We start from the raw sequence: 18,325 nt of genomic DNA, 5'->3' as shown, positions 1-18,325 counted from the left end.
ATGACTACCTACGCGGACTACGCAACCGGAGAGCCGGTCGTCGACGGCAAGGCACCCTCCGGCCCCATCAACGAGCGCTGGGACAAGCGCCGCTTCGAGGCGAAGCTGGTCAACCCGGCCAACCGGCGCAAGCACACGATCATCGTCGTCGGCACCGGCCTCGCGGGCGGCTCCGCGGGCGCCACACTCGCCGAACAGGGCTACCACGTCGTCCAGTTCTGCTACCAGGACTCCCCGCGCCGGGCCCACTCCATCGCCGCGCAGGGCGGAATCAACGCGGCGAAGAACTACCGCAACGACGGCGACTCGGTCCACCGGCTGTTCTACGACACCGTCAAGGGCGGCGACTTCCGGGCGCGCGAGTCCAACGTGCACCGGCTGGCGCAGATCTCCGTGGAGATCATCGACCAGTGCGTGGCCCAGGGCGTGCCGTTCGCCCGGGAGTACGGCGGGCTGCTCGACACCCGTTCCTTCGGCGGCGTCCAGGTGTCCCGCACGTTCTACGCCCGTGGCCAGACGGGCCAGCAGCTGCTGCTGGGCGCCTACCAGGCGCTGTCCCGGCAGATCGCCGCCGGCAACGTGGAGATGCACCCGCGCACCGAGATGCTGGACCTGATCGTGGTGGACGGGCGGGCCCGCGGCATCGTGGCCCGTGACCTCGTCACCGGCAAGATCGACACCTACTTCGCGGACGCGGTCGTCCTCGCGAGCGGCGGCTACGGCAACGTCTTCTACCTGTCGACCAACGCCATGAACTCCAACGCGACCGCCGTCTGGCGGGCGCACCGGCGCGGCGCGTACTTCGCCAACCCGTGCTTCACCCAGATCCACCCGACCTGCATCCCGCGCACCGGCGACCACCAGTCCAAGCTGACGCTGATGAGCGAGTCGCTGCGCAACGACGGCAGGATCTGGGTGCCCAAGGCGAAGGGCGACAACCGGCCGCCGAACCAGATCCCCGAGGACGAGCGCGACTACTACCTGGAGCGCATCTACCCGTCCTTCGGCAACCTGGTCCCGCGTGACATCGCCTCCCGCGCCGCGAAGAACGTCTGCGACGAGGGCAGGGGAGTGGGCCCCGGCGGCCAGGGCGTCTACCTGGACTTCGCCGACGCCATCGAGCGCATGGGCCGCAAGGCCGTCGAGGCCAAGTACGGCAACCTCTTCGACATGTACCAGCGGATCACCGACGAGGATCCGTACGAGGTGCCGATGCGGATCTACCCGGCCGTGCACTACACGATGGGCGGCCTGTGGGTCGACTACGACCTCCAGACCACCGTCCCCGGCCTGTTCGCGATCGGCGAGGCCAACTTCTCCGACCACGGCGCCAACCGGCTCGGCGCCTCCGCGCTGATGCAGGGCCTGGCCGACGGCTACTTCGTCCTGCCGGCCACCATCAACGACTACCTGGCCCGCAACCCGCACCAGGACCCGGTGACCACCGGGCATCCGGTCGTCCAGGAGGTGCTGGCGGAGACCGAGGACCGGCTGAGCCTGCTGCTGGCGGTGGACGGCGACCGCACCCCGGACTCCTTCCACCGCGAACTCGGCGAACTGATGTGGGAGTTCTGCGGCATGGCCCGCACCGACTCCGGCCTGCGCAAGGCCCTGGAGCGGATCCCGCAGATCCGGGAGGAGTTCTGGCGGCGCATCAAGGTGCCCGGCACCGGCGAGGAGTTCAACCAGTCGCTGGAGAAGGCCAATCGGATCGTCGACTACCTGGAGCTGGCCGAGCTGATGTGCCTCGACGCGCTGCACCGCAGCGAGTCCTGCGGCGGCCACTTCCGCGAGGAGTCCCAGACCCCCGACGGCGAGGCCGCCCGCAAGGACGACGAGTTCTCCTACGCCGCCGCCTGGGAGTTCACCGGCACCGGCGAGGCGCCCGTCCTGCACAAGGAAGACCTGGTCTTCGAGTACGTCCACCCCACCCAGCGGAGCTACGCATGAAGCTCACCCTGCGCGTCTGGCGGCAGAAGAACGCCGGCGCCGAAGGAGCGATGTCCACCTACGAGGTGGACGACATCTCGCCCGACATGTCCTTCCTGGAGATGCTGGACGTCCTCAACGAACAGCTCATCCTCTCCGGGGAGGAGCCGGTCGCCTTCGACCACGACTGCCGCGAGGGCATCTGCGGCGCGTGCAGCCTGGTCATCAACGGCGACGCGCACGGACCGGAGCGGACCACCACCTGCCAGCTGCACATGCGGTCCTTCAAGGACGGCGACACGATCGACATCGAGCCGTGGCGGGCCGCCGCCTTCCCGGTGATCAAGGACCTGGTGGTCGACCGGTCGGCGTTCGACCGGATCATCCAGGCCGGCGGTTACATCACCGCCCCGACCGGATCCGCTCCGGAGGCACATGCCACGCCGGTGCCGAAGGCCGACGCCGACTTCGCGTTCGAGCACGCGGAGTGCATCGGGTGCGGGGCGTGTGTGGCCGCGTGCCCCAACGGCGCGGCGATGCTGTTCACCTCCGCGAAGGTCAACCACCTCAACGTCCTGCCACAGGGGGCGCCCGAGCGGGAGACGCGGGTGCTGGACATGGTGGCGCAGATGGACGAGGAGGGCTTCGGCGGATGCACGCTGACCGGTGAGTGTGCCACCGCCTGCCCGAAGGGCATTCCGCTGGTGTCCATCACGAGCATGAACAAGGAGTGGCTGCGGGCCACCCGGAAGGCGGGCAAGAGGTAGCGACCGCCCTGGTGGGGTCGCTCTCGGGCCGCGGGTGCGTGGGGGCCGGTCGCGCAGTTCCCCGCGCCCCGAGCGAGGACACCGAAACGTTCGCCGGGTGGCGAACGGGCGGGGCCGGGGCAGGTGCTCGCGCCGGCCCCGTCTGGTGTTCCACCGGGATGCCCGTCCACGCCGTTCAGCAACCCCACACCCCCTCTCCCGCCATCGGTCACGCGTACGCCAACCGGCGTCGGCAGAACAGGAGCGGCAGGCCGGAGCGCCGGTCTGCCGCTCCTCGCCGACCCCGGCCCGTGACCATGGAGAGAGCCATGACCGGCGTCACCACGCTTCCCCGACCTCCGCAGCCCGCGGCACCCACCCGCTACACCGTCACCCTCGCCCGCGACGAGGGCGACGTCCGTGCCGCACAGCGGCTGCGGCACGACGTCTTCGCCGGGGAGATGGGCGCCCTGCTCACCACCGCGGAGCCGGGTCACGACATCGACGCGTTCGACGCGTACTGCGACCACCTGCTGGTGCGCGACACCGTGACCGGGCAGGTCGTCGGCACCTACCGGCTGCTGCCGCCGGAGCGGGCGGCGGTCGCCGGGCGGCTGTACTCCGAGGGCGAGTTCGAACTGACCGCACTCGACGCGATCCGGCCCGGCCTGGTCGAGGTCGGCCGCTCCTGCGTGCACCCCGACCACCGTGACGGCGCCGTCATCGGCCTGATCTGGGCCGGCATCGCCCGCTACATGATCGACCGGGGTCACGAATGGCTGGCCGGCTGCTGCTCGGTGCCGCTCGCCGACGGCGGCGCCCTCGCCACCGCCACCTGGGAGCGGGCGCGCGCCAAGCACCTGGCACCCGAGGAGTTCCGGGTACGGCCGCTGCTGCCGTGGATCCCGAACACCGGGGCCCCGGCCGGACGCCCTGAGCTGCCCGCCCTGCTGCGCGGCTACCTCCGCCTCGGCGCCTGGGTGTGCGGCGAGCCCGCGCACGACCCGGACTTCGGGGTCGCCGACCTGTACGTGCTGCTGTCGATGCGCCGGGTCGACCCGCGCTACCTGCGGCACTTCCTCTCCCTCGTGCCGGCCTGATGAGCGCCTGGCTGCCCAGCGCGCCCTGCACCCCGGGCGCCTGCGTGGAGCCGGCCCGGACCGCCGCGGCCGTACCCCGTGCCGTACTGCGGCTGACCGCGGTCACCGCGCTGGTGCTGGCCGGGATCGTGCTGGCCCCGTTCGCCCGGCGGCGGGGGCGGATCCCCGCCGAGTGGGTCGGGCGGTGGTGCCGGATGATCGTGCGGGCCGTCGGGGTCCGGGTCGGCCTCACCGGCGCCGCGCCACCGGCCGGCGGGCTGCTGCTGGTCGCCAACCACGTCTCCTGGCTGGACATCCCGCTGCTGACCGCCGTACGCCCCGCCCGGATGCTCGCCAAGGCCGAGGTCGGAAAATGGCCGGTGGCGGGCGCGCTGGCCGCGCGTGGCGGGACCCTGTTCATCGAGCGGGACCGGCTGCGCGCCCTGCCGGGCACGGTCGCCCGGATCGCCGGCGCCCTGCGCGGGGGCGCGGCCGTGACCGCCTTCCCGGAGGGCAGCACCTGGTGCGGGCGGGCCCACGGGCCCTTCCGCCGGGCCGTCTTCCAGGCCGCGCTGGACGCGGGCGTGCCCGTGCAGCCGGTCAGCCTGCGCTACCGGCAGCACGGCGGCGGGCCCGGCACCGCGGCGGCGTTCGTCGGCGACGACACCCTGCTCGCCTCCCTGTGGCGGGTGGCCCGTACCCGGGGCCTGGTCGCCGAGGTGGAGATACGGCCGGTGATCCCGCCGGGCAGCCACCCCGACCGCCGCGCCCTCGCCCACGCGGCCCAGCCTCCCACCCCCGGGCCCGCCTGGACCCACACGGCCCTGCTCGCGGACCGACCGATGACGTCGCACACCGCGCCACCCACCGCTCAGGGCATGACCCGCGCCAGATAGGGCGCTGTCGCGCCGGCCGGCTCCCGGGCCACTCGCTCCGGGGGACCGGCCGCCACGATCCGGCCGCCTCGGTCGCCGCCGCCCGGTCCCAGGTCGATCACCCAGTCGGCGCCGGCGACCACCGTCATGTCGTGCTCGACCACCACGACCGTGTGCCCGGCGTCGACCAGCCCGTGCAGCCGGTCCATCAGCACCTCGACGTCGGCCGGGTGCAGTCCGGTCGTCGGCTCGTCCAGCAGGTAGAGGGTGTGGCCGCGGCGGCCGCGCTGCAACTCGCTCGCCAGCTTGATCCGCTGCGCCTCGCCGCCGGACAGCTCGGTCGCCGGCTGGCCGAGGCGCAGATAGCCGAGGCCCACGTCGAGCAGCGTGCCCAGGCTGCGGGCCGCGGCCGGGATGTCCGCGAAGAACTCCGCCGCGGTCTCCACCGTCAGGTCGAGCACCTCGGCGATGGTGCGTCCCCGGTACGTCACCCGCAGCGTCTCGGGCTGGTAGCGGGCGCCCCGGCAGTCGGGGCAGGGGGCGTAGGTGCTGGGCAGGAACAGCAGCTCCACGCTGACGAACCCCTCGCCCTGGCAGGTCTCGCAGCGCCCTCCGGCCACGTTGAAGGAGAAGCGTCCGGCGCCGTACCCGCGCGCCCGCGCCTCCTCGGTGGCGGCGAACACCTTGCGTACGACGTCGAACAGGCCCGTGTAGGTGGCCAGGTTGGAGCGCGGCGTGCGCCCGATCGGCCGCTGGTCCACCCGGACCAGGCGGTCCACCCCCGCCAGGTCCTCCGTCAACGCGCCGATGAGCGTGGACTTCCCGGAACCGGAGACGCCGGTGACGGCGGTGAACACGCCGAGCGGGAACTCGGCCGTCACCGCGCGCAGGTTGTGCCGGGTCACGGGGCCCACCGTCAACCAGCCGCGCGGCTCACGGACTTCCCGTCCCGGTCCCGGTGACTCGTCGAAGAGGAACGCGGCGGTCGCCGACTCCTCGACCGACGCCAGTTCCGCAGGCGGCCCGCTGTACAGCACGCGTCCGCCGTGCTCGCCCGCGCCGGGACCCACGTCCACCAGCCAGTCGGCGCCGCGCACCACCTCCAGGTGGTGCTCCACGACGAACACCGAGTTGCCCGCCGCCTTGAGCCGGTCCAGCACGGTCAGCAGCGCCTCGGTGTCCGCCGGGTGCAGTCCGGCGGACGGCTCGTCCAGCACGTACACCACGCCGAAGAGCCCGGAGCGCAACTGCGTGGCGAGCCGCAGCCGTTGCAGCTCGCCCGCCGAGAGCGTGGGCGTGGGCCGGTCCAGGCTCAGATAGCCGAGGCCCAGTTCGACCACCGGTGCGATCCGGGACGTGAGGTCCCGCATGAGGACCCTGGCGGTCTCGGAGGGGCCGGCCGGCAGCGCGGCGAGGTCGGTCAGCGGCAGCGCGGCCAGTTCGGCGATGGTCCGGCCGCCGAAGGTCACCGCCAGCGCCTCGGGCCGCAGCCGGCTGCCCCCGCAGACGGAGCAGGGCACGCTGGTCAGGAAGCGCTCGGCTTTCGCCCGCAGCGTCGGGGACTTGGTGTCCGAGAAGGTCTTCAGCACATACCGGCGGGCGCTCATGTACGTGCCCTGGTAGGGGCGCTGGATGCGGTCGGCGTCCCGGACCGGGTGCACGGTGACGACCGGCTGCTCGTCGGTGAACAGGATCCACTCGCGCTGTCCGGCGGGCAGCTCGCGCCAGGGCCGGTCCACGTCGTAGCCGAGCGCGTCGAGGATGTCCCGCAGGTTCTTGCCCTGCCAGGCACCCGGCCAGGCGGCGACGGCGCCCTCGCGGATCGACAGCGAAGGGTCCGGGACCAGCAACTCCTCGGCGGTCTGGTGCACCTGACCGAGACCGTGGCACGCGGGGCAGGCACCGGCCGCGGTGTTCGGCGAGAACGCGTCCGAGTCCAGCCGCTGGGCGCCCGGCGGGTACTCCCCGGCGCGCGAGAACAGCATGCGCAGGGAGTTGGAGACGTTGGTGACCGTGCCCACCGAGGAGCGCGCGGTGGGGGCCGAGCGCCGCTGCTGCAGCGAGACCGCGGGCGGCAGGCCGGTGATCTCACCGACCTTGGGCGCCCCGACCTGGTGGATCAGCCGGCGCGCATACGGCGCGACCGACTCGAAGTAGCGCCGCTGGGCCTCGGCGTAGATCGTGCCGAAGGCCAGGGACGACTTCCCCGAGCCGGACACGCCGGTGAAGACGGCCAGTACGTCCCGCGGGACGTCCACGTCGACGCCCTTGAGGTTGTGCTCGCGGGCGCCGCGGACGCGGACGTACGGGTCATGGGGGCTGTGCATCGGGGGGACGCTCCGTACGGGCCTGCCGGGACGGGGACAAACCCCGCGATCCTAGCCCGCCCCCCGCCTCGTCAGGACTGCGGGGGCCGGTCCTGCCGGGTGCCGAACTCGTCCCTCAGCTTGTCCTGCCCGGTGTCGACCTGCGACCGGTACTTGTCGCCGGTGCGCTGGTCGACGTAGTCGCCACCCTTGTCGACGCCCTTGTCGGCCATGCCCTCATGGCCCTTGAGCTTCGCCTTGATCTTGTCCATGAAGGACATGGCAGCCCTCCTCGTCGCTTGAGGCTTGCTCTCCCAGGGTCACCGGCGCACGCCGCATTCGCATCTCGGGGCGGCCGGGCCTCAGCCGCCCGGCGCGAACAGGACGGCGAGCCGCCGGTAGGAGTCCAGCAGCGCCGTACGGTCGTAGCTGCTGGTGGTGATCAGGACCTCCTCGGCGCCGGTCTCCTTCAGCACCGCCTCCAGTTCGTGCGCCACGTGCTCCGCGGTGCCGGCGAGATGACCCGCGAGAGCCTTTTCGTAGAGCTCCCGTTCCCTGGCGGTCATCGCGCGGGCCTCGATCTCCCCGGCGGGGGAGAGGGGAGGGAAGGTGCCGTGGGTGCGTGAGTACGCCATCGACCAGGCCTCCGGGACGAGCAGCCGCCGCGCCTCCTCCTCGGTGCCGGCGACCGCGATCGTGCCGGAGATCACCACGTACGGCTCGGCCGCCCAGGGGGAGGGGCGGAACAGCGAGCGGTACTCGTCGATGCCGCGCAGCATCTTCTCGCGGTTGCGCAGGTCGCCGATGACCATGGGCAGACCCGCCCGGGCCGCGATCCGCGCGCCCTCGCCCATCGCCAGCACGAACGGCGGCACCGCAAGGCCCTCCGAGGGGCGGGCGTGCACCCCCGTCGGTGAGGTGCCCGCGAACCAGTCCAGCAGCTCGCCGAGCTGGGCCGCGAAGTCCTCGGCGTCCCCCTTGTCCCTGCCGAGGGCCTTGCGCACCCCGTCCGTGAAGCCCACGGAACGGCCGAGCCCCATGTCGATCCGGCCGGGGAACAGCGACTCCAGCACCCCGAACTGCTCGGCGACGACCAGCGGTCGGTGGTTGGGCAGCATCACCCCGCCGGTGCCGACCCGGATCGTCCGGGTGGCTCCGGCGACCGCCGCGGCGAGCACGGTCGGCGCCGAACCGGCGACCCCGGGCACGCCGTGGTGCTCGGACACCCAGAAGCGGTGGTAGCCCAGCGCCTCCGCCTCCCGGGCCAGCGCGACGGTGTCCCGCAGCGCCTCGGCGGGCGGGTGGCCCTCGCGGGTGCGCGAGCGGTCGAGGACGGAGAACCGGGTCCGGGCGATCACTGTGCTGCTCACGCAGGGTTCAACGCCGTGACGGGCCGGGGATTCCCGCGGCCTCGCCGAGTCGGTGCGCGGACACCGCCGGCTCCGCCTCGCACGTGCCGTCGAGGCCGCGGAACGGCCCGTCCGGCACCACCGCTCAGCCCTTCGGGCGCCGCGGCCCGCGCCGGTACGCCCCGACCGGCCGCTGCGGCACGAGGTGCCGTTCGGGTACGGCCATACGGTTGCTCCTCGGTGCTGCGGCGGCAGGGCACCGGGAAGCTGTATGAAGATGGATCCCATGTCCAACAGGCGTGAGCCGCTGACGGCGTGGCGGACGCCGGACCTGGTTAGGGTGGCCGGGTGACCGACAGCAGCAAGCCCCCGCTCGCCGTGTTCGACCTGGACAACACCCTGGCCGACACGGCCCACCGGCAGCACTTCCTGGAAGGCCGGCCGCGGAACTGGGACGGGTTCTTCGCCGCCGCGGCCGCCGATCCGCCCCTCGCCGAGGGCGTGGCGCTGGCCGTGGAGAGCGCCCGTGAGTGCGAGGTCGTCTACCTCACGGGCCGCCCCGAGCGGTGCCGCCGGGACACGCTGGACTGGCTCGCGGCGCACGGGCTGCCCGAGGGCCGCGTGTACATGCGGAGCAATGCCGACCGCAGGCCGGCCCGGTTCACCAAGCTGGAGATCCTGCGCCGGCTCGCGCGGGACCGGGAGGTCCGGGTCCTCGTCGACGACGACGAACTCGTGTGTGACGACGCCGAGCGGGCCGGCTTCACCGTGGTGCGGGCCCGCTGGGCCGCCAAGTCCGCCGCGCTGGAGGAGGCGCAGGAACGCGAAGGGCGTACCTGACGGCCTAGGCGCCGTCCTCGATGCGGAAGCCCACCTTCAGGCCCACCTGGTAGTGCTCTATCCGCCCGTTCTCGATCTGGCCGCGGACCTGCGTCACCTCGAACCAGTCCAGGTTGCGCAGGGTCTGGTCGGCGCGGGCGATCCCGTTGCGGATGGCTTGGTCGACCCCCTCGTGCGAGGTGCCGACGATCTCGGTGACCCGGTAGGTGTGGTTCGACATGCGGGTGCTCCTCTCGTGTCACGACGTACTCCACCGTGCCGCATCCGCGTCCGGCCCGCACGGCGTCACGCGGGTACCGCGGGTAGCCCTTGACCCCTCGCATTGGTCCATACCAAAATCCAGCACACCCGTACGAGTGCATGCGCTCGTCCCCCACGATCGGGCCCCCACCCCTGTCCGCACCGCCCATGCCAGACAGAACAGGACCCCTCGTGAGACGTCGCCTGCTCGCCCTCATCTGTGTCACCGGCTCCCTGGTCAGCGCCTGCGGGCTGCTCCCCGGCGGCCACGAGCGCCAGACCGTCACCGTCTGGCTCATGAAGGACAGCGCCTCCAAGGAGTTCCTGCAGCGCTTCACCGAGGACTTCGAACACACCCACAGGGACCTCAGCCTCGACATCCGCATCCAGGAATGGACCGGCATCGTCGAGAAGGTCCGGGGGGCGATCGAGGACGACTCCGGGGACGGTCCCGACGTCATCGAGGTCGGCAACACCCAGGTGCCGCTGTACGCGGACGGCGGCCGGCTCGTCGACCTCACGCTGGAGTCCATGCGCGACTGGGACAAGGAGAAGTGGCTGCCCGGCCTCGCCCAGCCCGGCAAGGACGGCAACAAGCAGTACGGCATCCCCTGGTACGCGGCCAACCGCGTCGTCATCTACCGCAAGGACCTCTTCGAGCAGGCCGGGATCACCAGCCCGCCGAAGACCCGCGACGCCTGGCTCGCCGACACCGAGAAACTCGACTCCGGCGGCAACCAGGGCATCTACCTGGCCGGGCAGGACTGGTACACGCTCTCGGGCTTCATCTGGGACGAGGGCGGCGACCTCGCCCGGGAGAAGGACCACGAGTGGCAGGGCACCCTCGACGCGCCGGCCGCGCTGCGCGGCATGGAGTTCTACCGGCGGCTCCAGGCGCTGGGCGGGGGTCCCGTGGACGCCGACGAGGAACATCCGCCCCAGGCCGGGGTGTTCGCCGGCGGCAAGGTCGCGCAGATCATCGCCGTACCGGGGCTCGCCCAGTCGATCGTGCGGCAGAACCCGGGCCTGAAGGACAAGCTCGGCTTCTTCCCGGTGCCCGGCAGGACCGCCGGCCGGCCCGGCACCGTGTTCACCGGCGGCTCCGACCTCGTCGTCCCGGAGAACACCGAGGACCAGTTCGCCGCGACCGCCGTCGTGGGCGCGCTCACCGGCGCCAAGTGGGACACCGAACTCGCCCGCACCATGAACTACGTGCCCAACAAGACCACCCTGGCCGGCGCGGTCGCCGGTGAGGAAGGGGTCGCCGCCATGGCCGCGGGTGCGGCACACGGCCGGGCGACCCCCAACACCCCTCAGTGGGCCGACGTCGAGGCCGACAACCCGATCAAGGAGTACATGACCCGGGTGCTCAAGGGGGCGGACCCGGCGACCGAGGCGCGCCGGGCCTCCCGGAAGATCACCGAGGCGCTCGCCCCGGACGTGGGCTGACTCACCGCACCACGCTCAGCGACAGCGCGAACCGGCCCTGCGCGTCCGTCCACCAGTGCGTCAGATCGAGTCCCGCAGCGGCCAGTTCGGCGGTCACTCCCTCCTTGCGGAACTTCGCCGACACCTCGGTGCGCAACTCCTCGCCCGCCGCGAAGTCCACGGCGAGGTCCAGTGCGGGCACCTTCACGGTCTGCGCGGTACGGGAGCGCAGCCGCATCTCGATCCACTCCCGCTCGGCGTCCCACAGGGCCACATGGTCGAAGGCGTCCGGATCGAAGTCGGCGCCCAGCTCCCGGTCCACGACGGCCAGCACGTTCTTGTTGAACGCGGCCGTCACCCCGGCCGCGTCGTCGTACGCCCGGACCAGCACCTGCTCGTCCTTGACCAGGTCCGTGCCGAGCAGCAGCCCGTCGCCCGGGGCGAGCAGGGCCCGTACGGAGGCCAGGAAGCCGGCGCGTTCGGCGGGCAGCAGGTTGCCGATCGTGCCGCCGAGGAAGGCCACCAGCCGGGGGCCGGGCGTGGCCGGCAGGGCCAGCGGGGCGGTGAAGTCGGCGATCAGCGCGTGGACCTCGAGGTCCGGGCGCTCGGCGATGAGCGCCTGACCGGCCTGGGTGAGGGCGCTCTCGCTGACGTCCACCGGGACGTAGGCCTCGAGTGGCAGCGCGTCGATCAGATAGCGGGTCTTCTCCGAGGAGCCCGAGCCCAGCTCGACCAGCGTACGGGCACCGCTCGCGGCGGCGATCTCCCCGGACCGGGCGGCGAGGATCTCCCGCTCGGCGCGCGTGGGGTAGTACTCGGGCAATTCGGTGATCCGCTCGAACAACTCGCTGCCGCGGGCGTCGTAGAACCACTTCGGCGGCAGCCACTTGGGGGTGACGGTGAGGCCGTTGCGGACGTCGGCGCGCAGCGCGGCGTCCGTCGCGTCCTCGGGGAGGGTGCGGGTGACGTGCAGGGGACTCACGTACAGGGCTCCTTCGGTGATGGGGGCGCCCCCGCTCGAGCGGAGCCGGGAGTGGGGGAGGCGGCCGGCTCCTCCAGCGGGGTGAGCAGCGCCCCGGCGCGGCTCGCGGTGAGCACGGTGCGGTCGGGGACCTCCTGCCAGAGGGGGTCGTCGTCGTACGGCTCGGAGGCGACGACCGTGCCGCGGCCGGGCTCCGTGCGGTACCAGAGGGTGTCGCCCCAGGCGGTGGCGGTGATCGTTTCACCGTCGGTGAGCAGCAGGTTGAGGCGGGAGGCGGGGGCCGCCTCGGCCAGTCGGCGAACCGTCCCACCGAGGGCTCGGGCAGGCTCTTCGCCGGTGCGCAGCCGGTGCAGGACCAGTGCCCAGACGAACGCCGAGTCGGTACGGGCCTGCAACGACAGCAGGTCGACCGGGGGCAGCGCGGACACCAGGGGTGCCGCCGCGTCGGGCCAGCCCGCGATCGCGCCGTTGTGGCTGAACAGCCACCGCCCGGCCGCGAACGGCGCCGCCGCCGCCTCGGCGTCCGCGCCCGCGAGCGTCGCGTCCCGTACCGCCGCGAGAACGGCACCGGAGCGCACCACCCGCGCCAGGTCGGCGAAGGACAGGTCCGCCCAGATCGGCCCGGCCCGCCGGTAGCGGGCCGGGACGGGATCTTGGGACGCGTACCAACCCACGCCGAACCCGTCGGCGTTGACCGTCCCGTAGCGCTGCCGCCGCGGCGCCCACGACTGGCGGAACAGGCTGTGCGGGGGCTCCACGAGGAGCCGGCCGAGCGGCTGCTCGGGCCCCACGTAGGCCAGGTGCCGGCACATCAGACCGCCTCCGAGCGGGCCGTGCGGAACCCGGAGAAGATCTGCCGGCGGATCGGGTAGTCCCAGTTGCGGAACGTGCCCCGGCACGCCACCGGGTCCACGGCGAACGAACCACCGCGCAGCACCTTGTGGTCGGAGCCGAAGAACACCTCCGAGTACTCCTTGTACGGAAACGCCTGGAACCCCGGGTAGGGCAGGAAGTCGCTCGCCGTCCACTCCCACACGTCACCGATCAACTGCCGTACACCGAGCGGCGATTCACCGGCCGGGTAGCTGCCGGCGGGCGCGGGCCGCAGATGCCGCTGGCCCAGGTTGGCGTGCTCGGGCGCCGGGTCGGCGTCACCCCACGGGTAGCGCCGCGAGCGGCCGGTGGCCGGGTCGAAGCGGGCCGCCTTCTCCCACTCCGCCTCGGTGGGCAGCCGGCGCCCGGCCCAGCGGGCATAGGCATCGGCCTCGTACCAGCACACGTGCAGCACCGGCTCGTCCGGCGGCACGGCCTCGGTGACCCCGAACCGGCGCCTGAGCCACTGGCCGCCGTCCCGGCGCCAGTACAGCGGGGCCGTCAGGGAGTGCTTCCTGATGTGCGCCCAGCCCTCCGGGCTCCACCAGCGCGCGGTGTCGTAGCCGCCGTCCTCGATGAACGCCTGGTAGGCCCCGTTCGTCACCGGGGTCGTGTCGATCCAGAACGGCGCCACCTCCCGCGGGTGCGCCGGACGTTCGTTGTCCAGCGCCCACGGCTCGGCTGAGGTGCCCATCGTGAACGGGCCGCCGGGCACGAGGACCTCGGCCGGACCGGTGAACAGCGGGGCCGGATCCGGGTCCGGCGCGGTCAGCGCCTGAGGGCCCTTCCGGAGCTGATGGGTGATCAGCATCGTCTCGTCGTGCTGCTGTTCGTGCTGGGCGATCATCCCGAAGGCGAAACCGGCCTCGGTCAGCCGGGTGCCGTGGAAGTCCGCGCCCTCCAGCAGGTCCGTGACCCGGCCACGCACCTCGGCGGCGTACCGCCGGGCTTCGGCGGGCGGCAGCAGCGGCAGCGAGGGCCGCTCGGCACGAGGGTGCTCGAAGGCGTCGTACAGGGTGTCGATCTCGGGTCGCATCGCCTCCCGGCCGCCGACCGTCCGCAGCAGCCACAGCTCCTCCTGGTTGCCGATGTGCGCGAGGTCCCACACCAGCGGGGACATCAGCGGGGAGTGCTGGGCGGTGAGGTCCGGTTCCTCGACGCAGGTGGTCAGCAGCGTGGTGCGGTCACGGGCGGTGGTGAGCGAGGCCAGCGCGCGCTCGCGCAGGGCCTCGGCGTCCGGCTCGCCGGTCGTGCTGTCGGTCTCGCCGGTCGGGGTGCGGGTCTCGGGGGCGGTCATGTGCGGATGTCCTTCCTCCCATGGGCGGTGGGCGTGCCCCCGACGGGGCCGGGCCGGAACCGGGGCGGCTCCGGGTCACGCACCCGGTCCAGCAGGTCGTCGGCCGGGCAGCGGCCCCGGGCGACGTAACGGTCCAGGTAGGCCGCCACGGCATCCGTGACCCTGGTGGTCGCGCCGAGCCGGGGCAGCGCCTCGAGGGCCGCCGTGAAACAGGCGGTCGCCGCTTCGCGCAGCTCCGGGTCGGCGAGCCCCCACCGGGCCGCGTCGGTCCACAGCGGATTGTGCGGCGCGGGCAGGTTGAGGCCTCGCTCGGCCAGCGGTTTCACGATCCGGTACGCGGTCTCCGCCGCCTCCGGATCCTCGAAAAGCGCCGCCGTCACCGCGAGCGGCACGATCCAACCGTCCTCACCGGGCTGCGCGTCGATCATCCGCAGCTCCAGGTGGCCGCGCGGCCGGACCGGCGGGAACAGGGTGGTCAGGTGATAGTCGAGGTCCGCACGGGTGGGCGGCCGGGGCGACCGGGAGCGGGTCCACTGCCGGAAGGACAGCCCGTCGGGCACGTCCCACGGCCCGCTCTCCCGGCGGACGCACATCACCGGCGCGTCCAGTACGTGCCGCGCCCACACGGACCGCGGATCGCCGTCCAGCGGGGGGCCGCCCGCCCGGCCCGCCCCGATCTCCATCCACATCAGCTGGCGGGTGGACATCCAGCCCGTGGGCCGGTGCCCGATCAGCGGGGAGTTGGCGAAGGCGGCCACCAGGACCGCGCCCAGCTGGTGGGCCAGCCACCAGCGCCGCTCGTGCCCCAGCGGGCCGGGCTCCTCGTGGCCGGCGTCCAGGCAGACCTGGACCGAGGCCGAGGCGCACATCATGTGCCGGCCGGCCGGACCGTTGCGGTCCAGGCAGGTCTCCATGGCGTCGTAGCGCGGCTCACGCAGGAACCTGCGCGGTGCGTGCCAGGGATCGTGGCCGATGCCGACGAGAGCCAGACCGTCCTCCGCGAGGACGGCACGGACGGTGTCCAGGTCGGCGGAGACGGTGCCGATGCACTCCATCAGGGAGGCGGCGGGCGGCGAACTCAGCTCCAGCTGGCCGCCGGGTTCCACGGTGAGCGCCGACCCCAGGGACACGGCCCGCAACGCGGCGTAGGCCGCTTCGAGTCGTTCGGGTGTCACGGTGAGCTGCGGCTGCCGCAGCTCGTGGACGAGCCATTCCAGCTCCACGCCGACGGTGCGGGGCGGCCCGGTCTTGAAGCAGATGCCCCTGACCAGGGCCTCCACCTCCGGCTCGGAGACGGCGACGCGGTGCTCGGGACAGTCACCACCATCGCTGTGTGAATCAGACATGTCGGGATCCTCCTGAGATTCCACCATGCCACCGGCCCCTTCCGCAGGGGCCGGGCGGGCACTCGTTCCACCCAAAACCCTCGAGCCGATTCGCACAAGGGCGCCCTGTGGGACGTTCCGGATCGGTCATCTCCGTTTCCGTGCGTGTTCTCCGGACCGTTCCGCGGGTGGGAAAACTCCGTTGCACCGCATCACCAGGATCACCCAGGATGCCTGCATGAGCACGACGGGGGAGTTCGCGCAGGCCGCGGTCGTGGCGCCCACGGGGGTGGCGCCATGAGCGCGCGCCTGCGCGGGATCGCCGCGGAGACCGAGGACATCGTGGCGACGGGGCGGTACCGCGCGGCAAACGGCCGTGAGGTGTCCGTCGCGGCGGCCGTCGCGGCGGCGCGGGCGGGCACGCGCATGTTCGGGCCCGGGCCGGTGCCGGCCTCGCCGGTGACCGGGACCGCCGTGCTGACGGGGACCGCCGTGCTGACCGGGACCGAGGCGCCGATCGGGGCGGACGTGGTCCACAGAGTCGATCCCGTCTTCGAGGTGACCGGCGAGAGCAGTCTGGAGGCGGCCCGCCGGCTGGCCGGCGCACCGGTCGCGGTGCTGAACTTCGCCTCGGCCCGGAACCCGGGCGGTGGCTACCTCAACGGCGCGCAGGCCCAGGAGGAGGCCCTGTGCCGCGCCTCCGCCCTGTACACCTGCCTGCTGACGGTCCGCGGCTTCTACGACCACCACCGCGCCGACCGCGATCCCTTCTACACCGATCGGGTGATCCACTCACCGGCCGTCCCCGTCTTCCGTGACGACCGGGGCCGGCTGCTCGCCGAGCCGTACCTCGCCGGCTTCCTGACGGCCGCCGCGCCCAACGCGGGCGTCGTCCGGCGTACGGCCCCGGAACGCGCCGCCGACCTGCCGGGCGCGCTGGCGCGGCGGGCCGAGCGGGTCCTGGAGACGGCCGTGGCGCACGGCTACCGGCGACTGGTGCTCGGCGCCTGGGGCTGCGGGGTCTTCCAGAACGACCCGGCGCAGGTCGCGGGCGCCTTCCGGGCGCTGCTGGGGCCCGACGGCCGGTTCGCCCGGGCCTTCGAGCACGTGGTCTTCGGGGTACTGGACCGGACGCCGGGAACCGTGGTGCGAGCCGCTTTCGTACGGGCGTTCGCATAACGTCCCGCCGAGCGCCCGAGCAGCCGTGGCGCGCCCGTCAGGTCCAGCCGTAGCGCTCGTGAAGCCGCCGGCGGACCAGGTCGAAGCGCATCCGGCCCAGCGCGCACGCCTCACGGCGCATGCCCTCCTCGTGCAGCCGCAGCACGCGGTCCACGTCCACCCACGAGTCGCGCCCCGACCGGTCCCACGGCCCGCTGCCGATCGCCACCCACTCCCGGTCGCCGTCGTGCCGCTTGCTGGAGAGCTGCACGGCGAGGAACGTACCGGCCGCCTCCCGGGCCACGACCAGGACCGGGCGGTCCTTGCCCCGGCCGTCGTTCTCCTCGAACGGCACCCAGGTCCACACGATCTCCCCGGGGTCCGGGTCGCCGTCGTGGGCCGGGGAGTACTCGGTCCGCACCCGGCCGACCTCGCGCGGATCGGCCTCGGTGGTGGCGTGGGGGCCGTAGCGGCCGGGGACGTTCTCATCGGTGTACGTGCTCACGCAGGCACCCTAGTGGTCCGCTCACCGGGCGCAACGGGCGCCCGCCGTCGCCGGGTCATGCCGGTGGGTTCGGGTCTGTGGGACGGCGGAGGTGACGGTGGGCGGAGCGGGGGTCAGGCTGGGCGCGAGCCGATCCGCATGCCGGGGCGGCGGCGGTGGACGGTCAGATACGTCAGGCCGGTCTCCCCGGCGGTGATGGCGCGTGAGGCACCGTGCGGCAGCCAGACCAGGGCGCCCTCGGTGAGCGGCTGCGGCTCGGCCGAGGGGTCCCCGCCGAGCACTCCGGTCCCGGCGACGACGACGAGCATGACGTCCAGCTGCGTCTCGGTGTGGGCCGTGATCCGTCCGCCCGGGCCGAGCCGGACCACATTGGCGTCCAGTTGGCGTCCGCTCTCGGCCAGCTTCCACAGCACACCGGCCGGAACGGGTGGCGCCTCCGCCAGGGCCCGGGTGTCGCACAGCACGCGCGGACTCGCCGGCGTGCTCTCGGCCGGTCCGCTGTCGATCGGCGACGGCGACGTCATCTGGTGTTCCCCTCGACCTCGTTGGGTGCCTGTCCCCAGGTGCCCCCCGCTCACACTACAATTAATACATGTAGGATCCGTAAAAAATAGGCGCAGGTGGAGAGGGGGTTCCGAAGGTGACGACGCGGGAGAGTCCCCGCCGCCGAGCGGTGCTGGACGTGCTGCGCGCCGCGGGATCGCCGCTCGGCGTCGTGGAGGCCGCCGAGCGGATGGGCGTCCATCCCAACACCGTGCGGTTCCACCTGGACGCCCTGGTGTCCGAGGGCCTGGCCGAGCGCCGGGCCGAGGCGTCCGCGGGACCGGGTCGGCCCCGGACCGTCTACACGGCACGCCCCGGCATGAACCGCGGCGGCGTGCGCCACTACCGGTTCCTCGCTCGCGTCCTGCTCGGCCGGTGGGCCGCCGCCGACCCGGCCGAGGCGCGCGAAGAGGCGAGGGAGACGGGACGCGCATGGGGCCGTTCCCTGGTGGACCCGCTGCCTGCGTCCGAGCGGCCGACGGCCGGGCGCTCGATGTCCGGACTCGTCGCCCTGCTGGACGACCTGGGCTTCGCGCCACAGCCGGAGGGCGGGGACGAGGAGGCCGGCCGGTCGGCTGAGCGGATCCGGCTGCGACACTGCCCGTTCCTCGAACTCGCCGAGGAACACGGACGGTTGGTGTGCACGCTCCATCTCGGCCTGATGCAGGGCGCGTTGGAGCGGATGGGTGCACCGCTGACGGCCACCGCCCTGGAGCCGTTCGCCGAACCCGACTCCTGCGTGGCGCACTTGGCCGGGACGGCCGCGCCCTGAAGGAACCCGGCAAGCCGGCCGCCGCCACGCCGACGCGACGCACCCGACCCGCCGACCACCGGCGGAGAAAGGCCCCAC

The 18,325-nt window shown here is 73.1% G+C and carries 18 protein-coding genes; 8 read left to right on the top strand and 10 right to left on the bottom strand.

Annotation, left to right across the window (positions count from 1 at the left end; all coding sequences use genetic code 11):
- The 4 genes from ACGFRF_RS26620 (at position 1) to ACGFRF_RS26605 (ending at position 4,650) form a co-directional block, all read left to right on the top strand.
- Positions 1-1,950, top strand: coding sequence for a fumarate reductase/succinate dehydrogenase flavoprotein subunit (locus ACGFRF_RS26620; protein WP_393744034.1), 1,950 nt, complete (start codon positions 1-3; stop codon positions 1,948-1,950).
- Positions 1,947-2,696, top strand: a complete 750-nt coding sequence (locus ACGFRF_RS26615; protein WP_393744032.1) for a succinate dehydrogenase/fumarate reductase iron-sulfur subunit — start codon at positions 1,947-1,949, stop codon at positions 2,694-2,696. Before ACGFRF_RS26620 ends, ACGFRF_RS26615 begins: the two co-directional genes overlap by 4 nt.
- Before the next feature lie 308 nt (positions 2,697-3,004).
- Positions 3,005-3,775, top strand: coding sequence for a GNAT family N-acetyltransferase (locus tag ACGFRF_RS26610; protein ID WP_393744030.1), 771 nt, complete (start codon positions 3,005-3,007; stop codon positions 3,773-3,775).
- Positions 3,775-4,650: a lysophospholipid acyltransferase family protein gene (locus tag ACGFRF_RS26605; RefSeq protein ID WP_393744029.1), complete on the top strand. Its 876-nt coding sequence runs from the start codon at positions 3,775-3,777 to the stop codon at positions 4,648-4,650. Before ACGFRF_RS26610 ends, ACGFRF_RS26605 begins: the two co-directional genes overlap by 1 nt.
- Here the strand turns inward: ACGFRF_RS26605 and ACGFRF_RS26600 are convergent.
- From ACGFRF_RS26600 to ACGFRF_RS26590, 3 genes are all read right to left on the bottom strand, one after another.
- Positions 4,626-6,956 carry an ATP-binding cassette domain-containing protein gene (locus ACGFRF_RS26600; protein WP_393744027.1) on the bottom strand — a complete coding sequence of 777 codons (2,331 nt, stop codon included), beginning with the start codon at positions 6,954-6,956 and terminating at the stop codon, positions 4,626-4,628. The two genes, ACGFRF_RS26605 and ACGFRF_RS26600, sit on opposite strands and share 25 nt — an antisense overlap.
- A gap of 71 nt (positions 6,957-7,027) precedes the next feature.
- Positions 7,028-7,216: an antitoxin gene (locus ACGFRF_RS26595; RefSeq protein ID WP_393744025.1), complete on the bottom strand. Its 189-nt coding sequence runs from the start codon at positions 7,214-7,216 to the stop codon at positions 7,028-7,030.
- A gap of 81 nt (positions 7,217-7,297) precedes the next feature.
- Positions 7,298-8,305 carry an LLM class flavin-dependent oxidoreductase gene (locus ACGFRF_RS26590; protein WP_393744023.1) on the bottom strand — a complete coding sequence of 336 codons (1,008 nt, stop codon included), beginning with the start codon at positions 8,303-8,305 and terminating at the stop codon, positions 7,298-7,300.
- A 327-nt stretch (positions 8,306-8,632) separates the two neighbouring features.
- On the opposite strand from ACGFRF_RS26590, the gene ACGFRF_RS26585 reads away from it, so the two are divergent.
- Positions 8,633-9,124, top strand: a complete 492-nt coding sequence (locus tag ACGFRF_RS26585; protein ID WP_393744021.1) for a hypothetical protein — start codon at positions 8,633-8,635, stop codon at positions 9,122-9,124.
- Positions 9,125-9,128: 4 nt separating this feature from the next.
- Here ACGFRF_RS26585 and ACGFRF_RS26580 read toward each other — a convergent pair whose 3' ends face one another.
- Positions 9,129-9,344, bottom strand: a complete 216-nt coding sequence (locus ACGFRF_RS26580; protein ID WP_393744019.1) for a dodecin — start codon at positions 9,342-9,344, stop codon at positions 9,129-9,131.
- Positions 9,345-9,556: 212 nt separating this feature from the next.
- On the opposite strand from ACGFRF_RS26580, the gene ACGFRF_RS26575 reads away from it, so the two are divergent.
- Positions 9,557-10,813, top strand: coding sequence for an extracellular solute-binding protein (locus tag ACGFRF_RS26575; RefSeq protein ID WP_393744017.1), 1,257 nt, complete (start codon positions 9,557-9,559; stop codon positions 10,811-10,813).
- Position 10,814: 1 nt separating this feature from the next.
- Here ACGFRF_RS26575 and egtD read toward each other — a convergent pair whose 3' ends face one another.
- From egtD to egtA, 4 genes are read right to left on the bottom strand one after another with little or no spacing between them, the layout of a single operon-like run.
- Complete coding sequence (gene egtD / locus ACGFRF_RS26570) at positions 10,815-11,774, bottom strand: L-histidine N(alpha)-methyltransferase (protein ID WP_393744015.1); 960 nt, start codon at positions 11,772-11,774, stop codon at positions 10,815-10,817.
- Positions 11,771-12,586 (bottom strand): ergothioneine biosynthesis protein EgtC, encoded by an 816-nt coding sequence (egtC, locus tag ACGFRF_RS26565; protein WP_393744013.1) that lies wholly within the window; start codon positions 12,584-12,586, stop codon positions 11,771-11,773. The genes egtD and egtC overlap by 4 nt, the downstream gene beginning before the upstream one ends.
- Positions 12,586-13,944 (bottom strand): ergothioneine biosynthesis protein EgtB, encoded by a 1,359-nt coding sequence (gene egtB, locus ACGFRF_RS26560; RefSeq protein ID WP_393744011.1) that lies wholly within the window; start codon positions 13,942-13,944, stop codon positions 12,586-12,588. The genes egtC and egtB overlap by 1 nt, the downstream gene beginning before the upstream one ends.
- Positions 13,941-15,290 (bottom strand): ergothioneine biosynthesis glutamate--cysteine ligase EgtA, encoded by a 1,350-nt coding sequence (gene egtA, locus ACGFRF_RS26555; protein WP_393744009.1) that lies wholly within the window; start codon positions 15,288-15,290, stop codon positions 13,941-13,943. The genes egtB and egtA overlap by 4 nt, the downstream gene beginning before the upstream one ends.
- Before the next feature lie 276 nt (positions 15,291-15,566).
- On the opposite strand from egtA, the gene ACGFRF_RS26550 reads away from it, so the two are divergent.
- Positions 15,567-16,448: a TIGR02452 family protein gene (locus tag ACGFRF_RS26550; RefSeq protein ID WP_393744007.1), complete on the top strand. Its 882-nt coding sequence runs from the start codon at positions 15,567-15,569 to the stop codon at positions 16,446-16,448.
- Between the two features lie 37 nt (positions 16,449-16,485).
- Here ACGFRF_RS26550 and ACGFRF_RS26545 read toward each other — a convergent pair whose 3' ends face one another.
- Both ACGFRF_RS26545 and ACGFRF_RS26540 read right to left on the bottom strand, forming a co-directional pair.
- Positions 16,486-16,932, bottom strand: coding sequence for a type II toxin-antitoxin system PemK/MazF family toxin (locus ACGFRF_RS26545; protein WP_393744005.1), 447 nt, complete (start codon positions 16,930-16,932; stop codon positions 16,486-16,488).
- A gap of 113 nt (positions 16,933-17,045) precedes the next feature.
- Positions 17,046-17,456, bottom strand: coding sequence for a cupin domain-containing protein (locus ACGFRF_RS26540; protein ID WP_393744003.1), 411 nt, complete (start codon positions 17,454-17,456; stop codon positions 17,046-17,048).
- 116 nt (positions 17,457-17,572) lie between these two features.
- Here ACGFRF_RS26540 and ACGFRF_RS26535 point away from each other — a divergent pair, with 116 nt between their 5' ends.
- The gene (locus ACGFRF_RS26535) at positions 17,573-18,247 is read left to right on the top strand and encodes a helix-turn-helix transcriptional regulator (RefSeq protein ID WP_393744001.1); all 675 of its coding nucleotides are present in this window, start codon (positions 17,573-17,575) and stop codon (positions 18,245-18,247) included.
- The last annotated feature ends 78 nt before the right edge of the window (positions 18,248-18,325 follow it).

Source organism: Streptomyces sp. NPDC048521, from assembly GCF_043199855.1.
Taxonomy (GTDB): Bacteria; Actinomycetota; Actinomycetes; order Streptomycetales; family Streptomycetaceae; genus Streptomyces.
The sequence above is the reverse complement of the archived record's forward strand: the minus strand, read 5'-3'. Positions and strand labels throughout refer to the sequence as shown.

Bases quoted from the DNA above. Each gene is read 5' to 3' on its own strand.
- egtA (WP_393744009.1), bottom strand. From the start codon at position 15,290: ATGTCTGATTCACACAGCGATGGTGGTGACTGTCCCGAGCACCGCGTC.
- ACGFRF_RS26615 (WP_393744032.1), top strand. From the start codon at position 1,947: ATGAAGCTCACCCTGCGCGTCTGGCGGCAGAAGAACGCCGGCGCCGAA.
- ACGFRF_RS26580 (WP_393744019.1), bottom strand. From the start codon at position 9,344: ATGTCGAACCACACCTACCGGGTCACCGAGATCGTCGGCACCTCGCAC.
- egtC (WP_393744013.1), bottom strand. From the start codon at position 12,586: ATGTGCCGGCACCTGGCCTACGTGGGGCCCGAGCAGCCGCTCGGCCGG.
- egtB (WP_393744011.1), bottom strand. From the start codon at position 13,944: ATGACCGCCCCCGAGACCCGCACCCCGACCGGCGAGACCGACAGCACG.
- ACGFRF_RS26540 (WP_393744003.1), bottom strand. From the start codon at position 17,456: ATGACGTCGCCGTCGCCGATCGACAGCGGACCGGCCGAGAGCACGCCG.
- ACGFRF_RS26550 (WP_393744007.1), top strand. From the start codon at position 15,567: ATGAGCGCGCGCCTGCGCGGGATCGCCGCGGAGACCGAGGACATCGTG.
- ACGFRF_RS26620 (WP_393744034.1), top strand. From the start codon at position 1: ATGACTACCTACGCGGACTACGCAACCGGAGAGCCGGTCGTCGACGGC.
- ACGFRF_RS26610 (WP_393744030.1), top strand. From the start codon at position 3,005: ATGACCGGCGTCACCACGCTTCCCCGACCTCCGCAGCCCGCGGCACCC.
- ACGFRF_RS26605 (WP_393744029.1), top strand. From the start codon at position 3,775: ATGAGCGCCTGGCTGCCCAGCGCGCCCTGCACCCCGGGCGCCTGCGTG.
- ACGFRF_RS26595 (WP_393744025.1), bottom strand. From the start codon at position 7,216: ATGTCCTTCATGGACAAGATCAAGGCGAAGCTCAAGGGCCATGAGGGC.
- ACGFRF_RS26600 (WP_393744027.1), bottom strand. From the start codon at position 6,956: ATGCACAGCCCCCATGACCCGTACGTCCGCGTCCGCGGCGCCCGCGAG.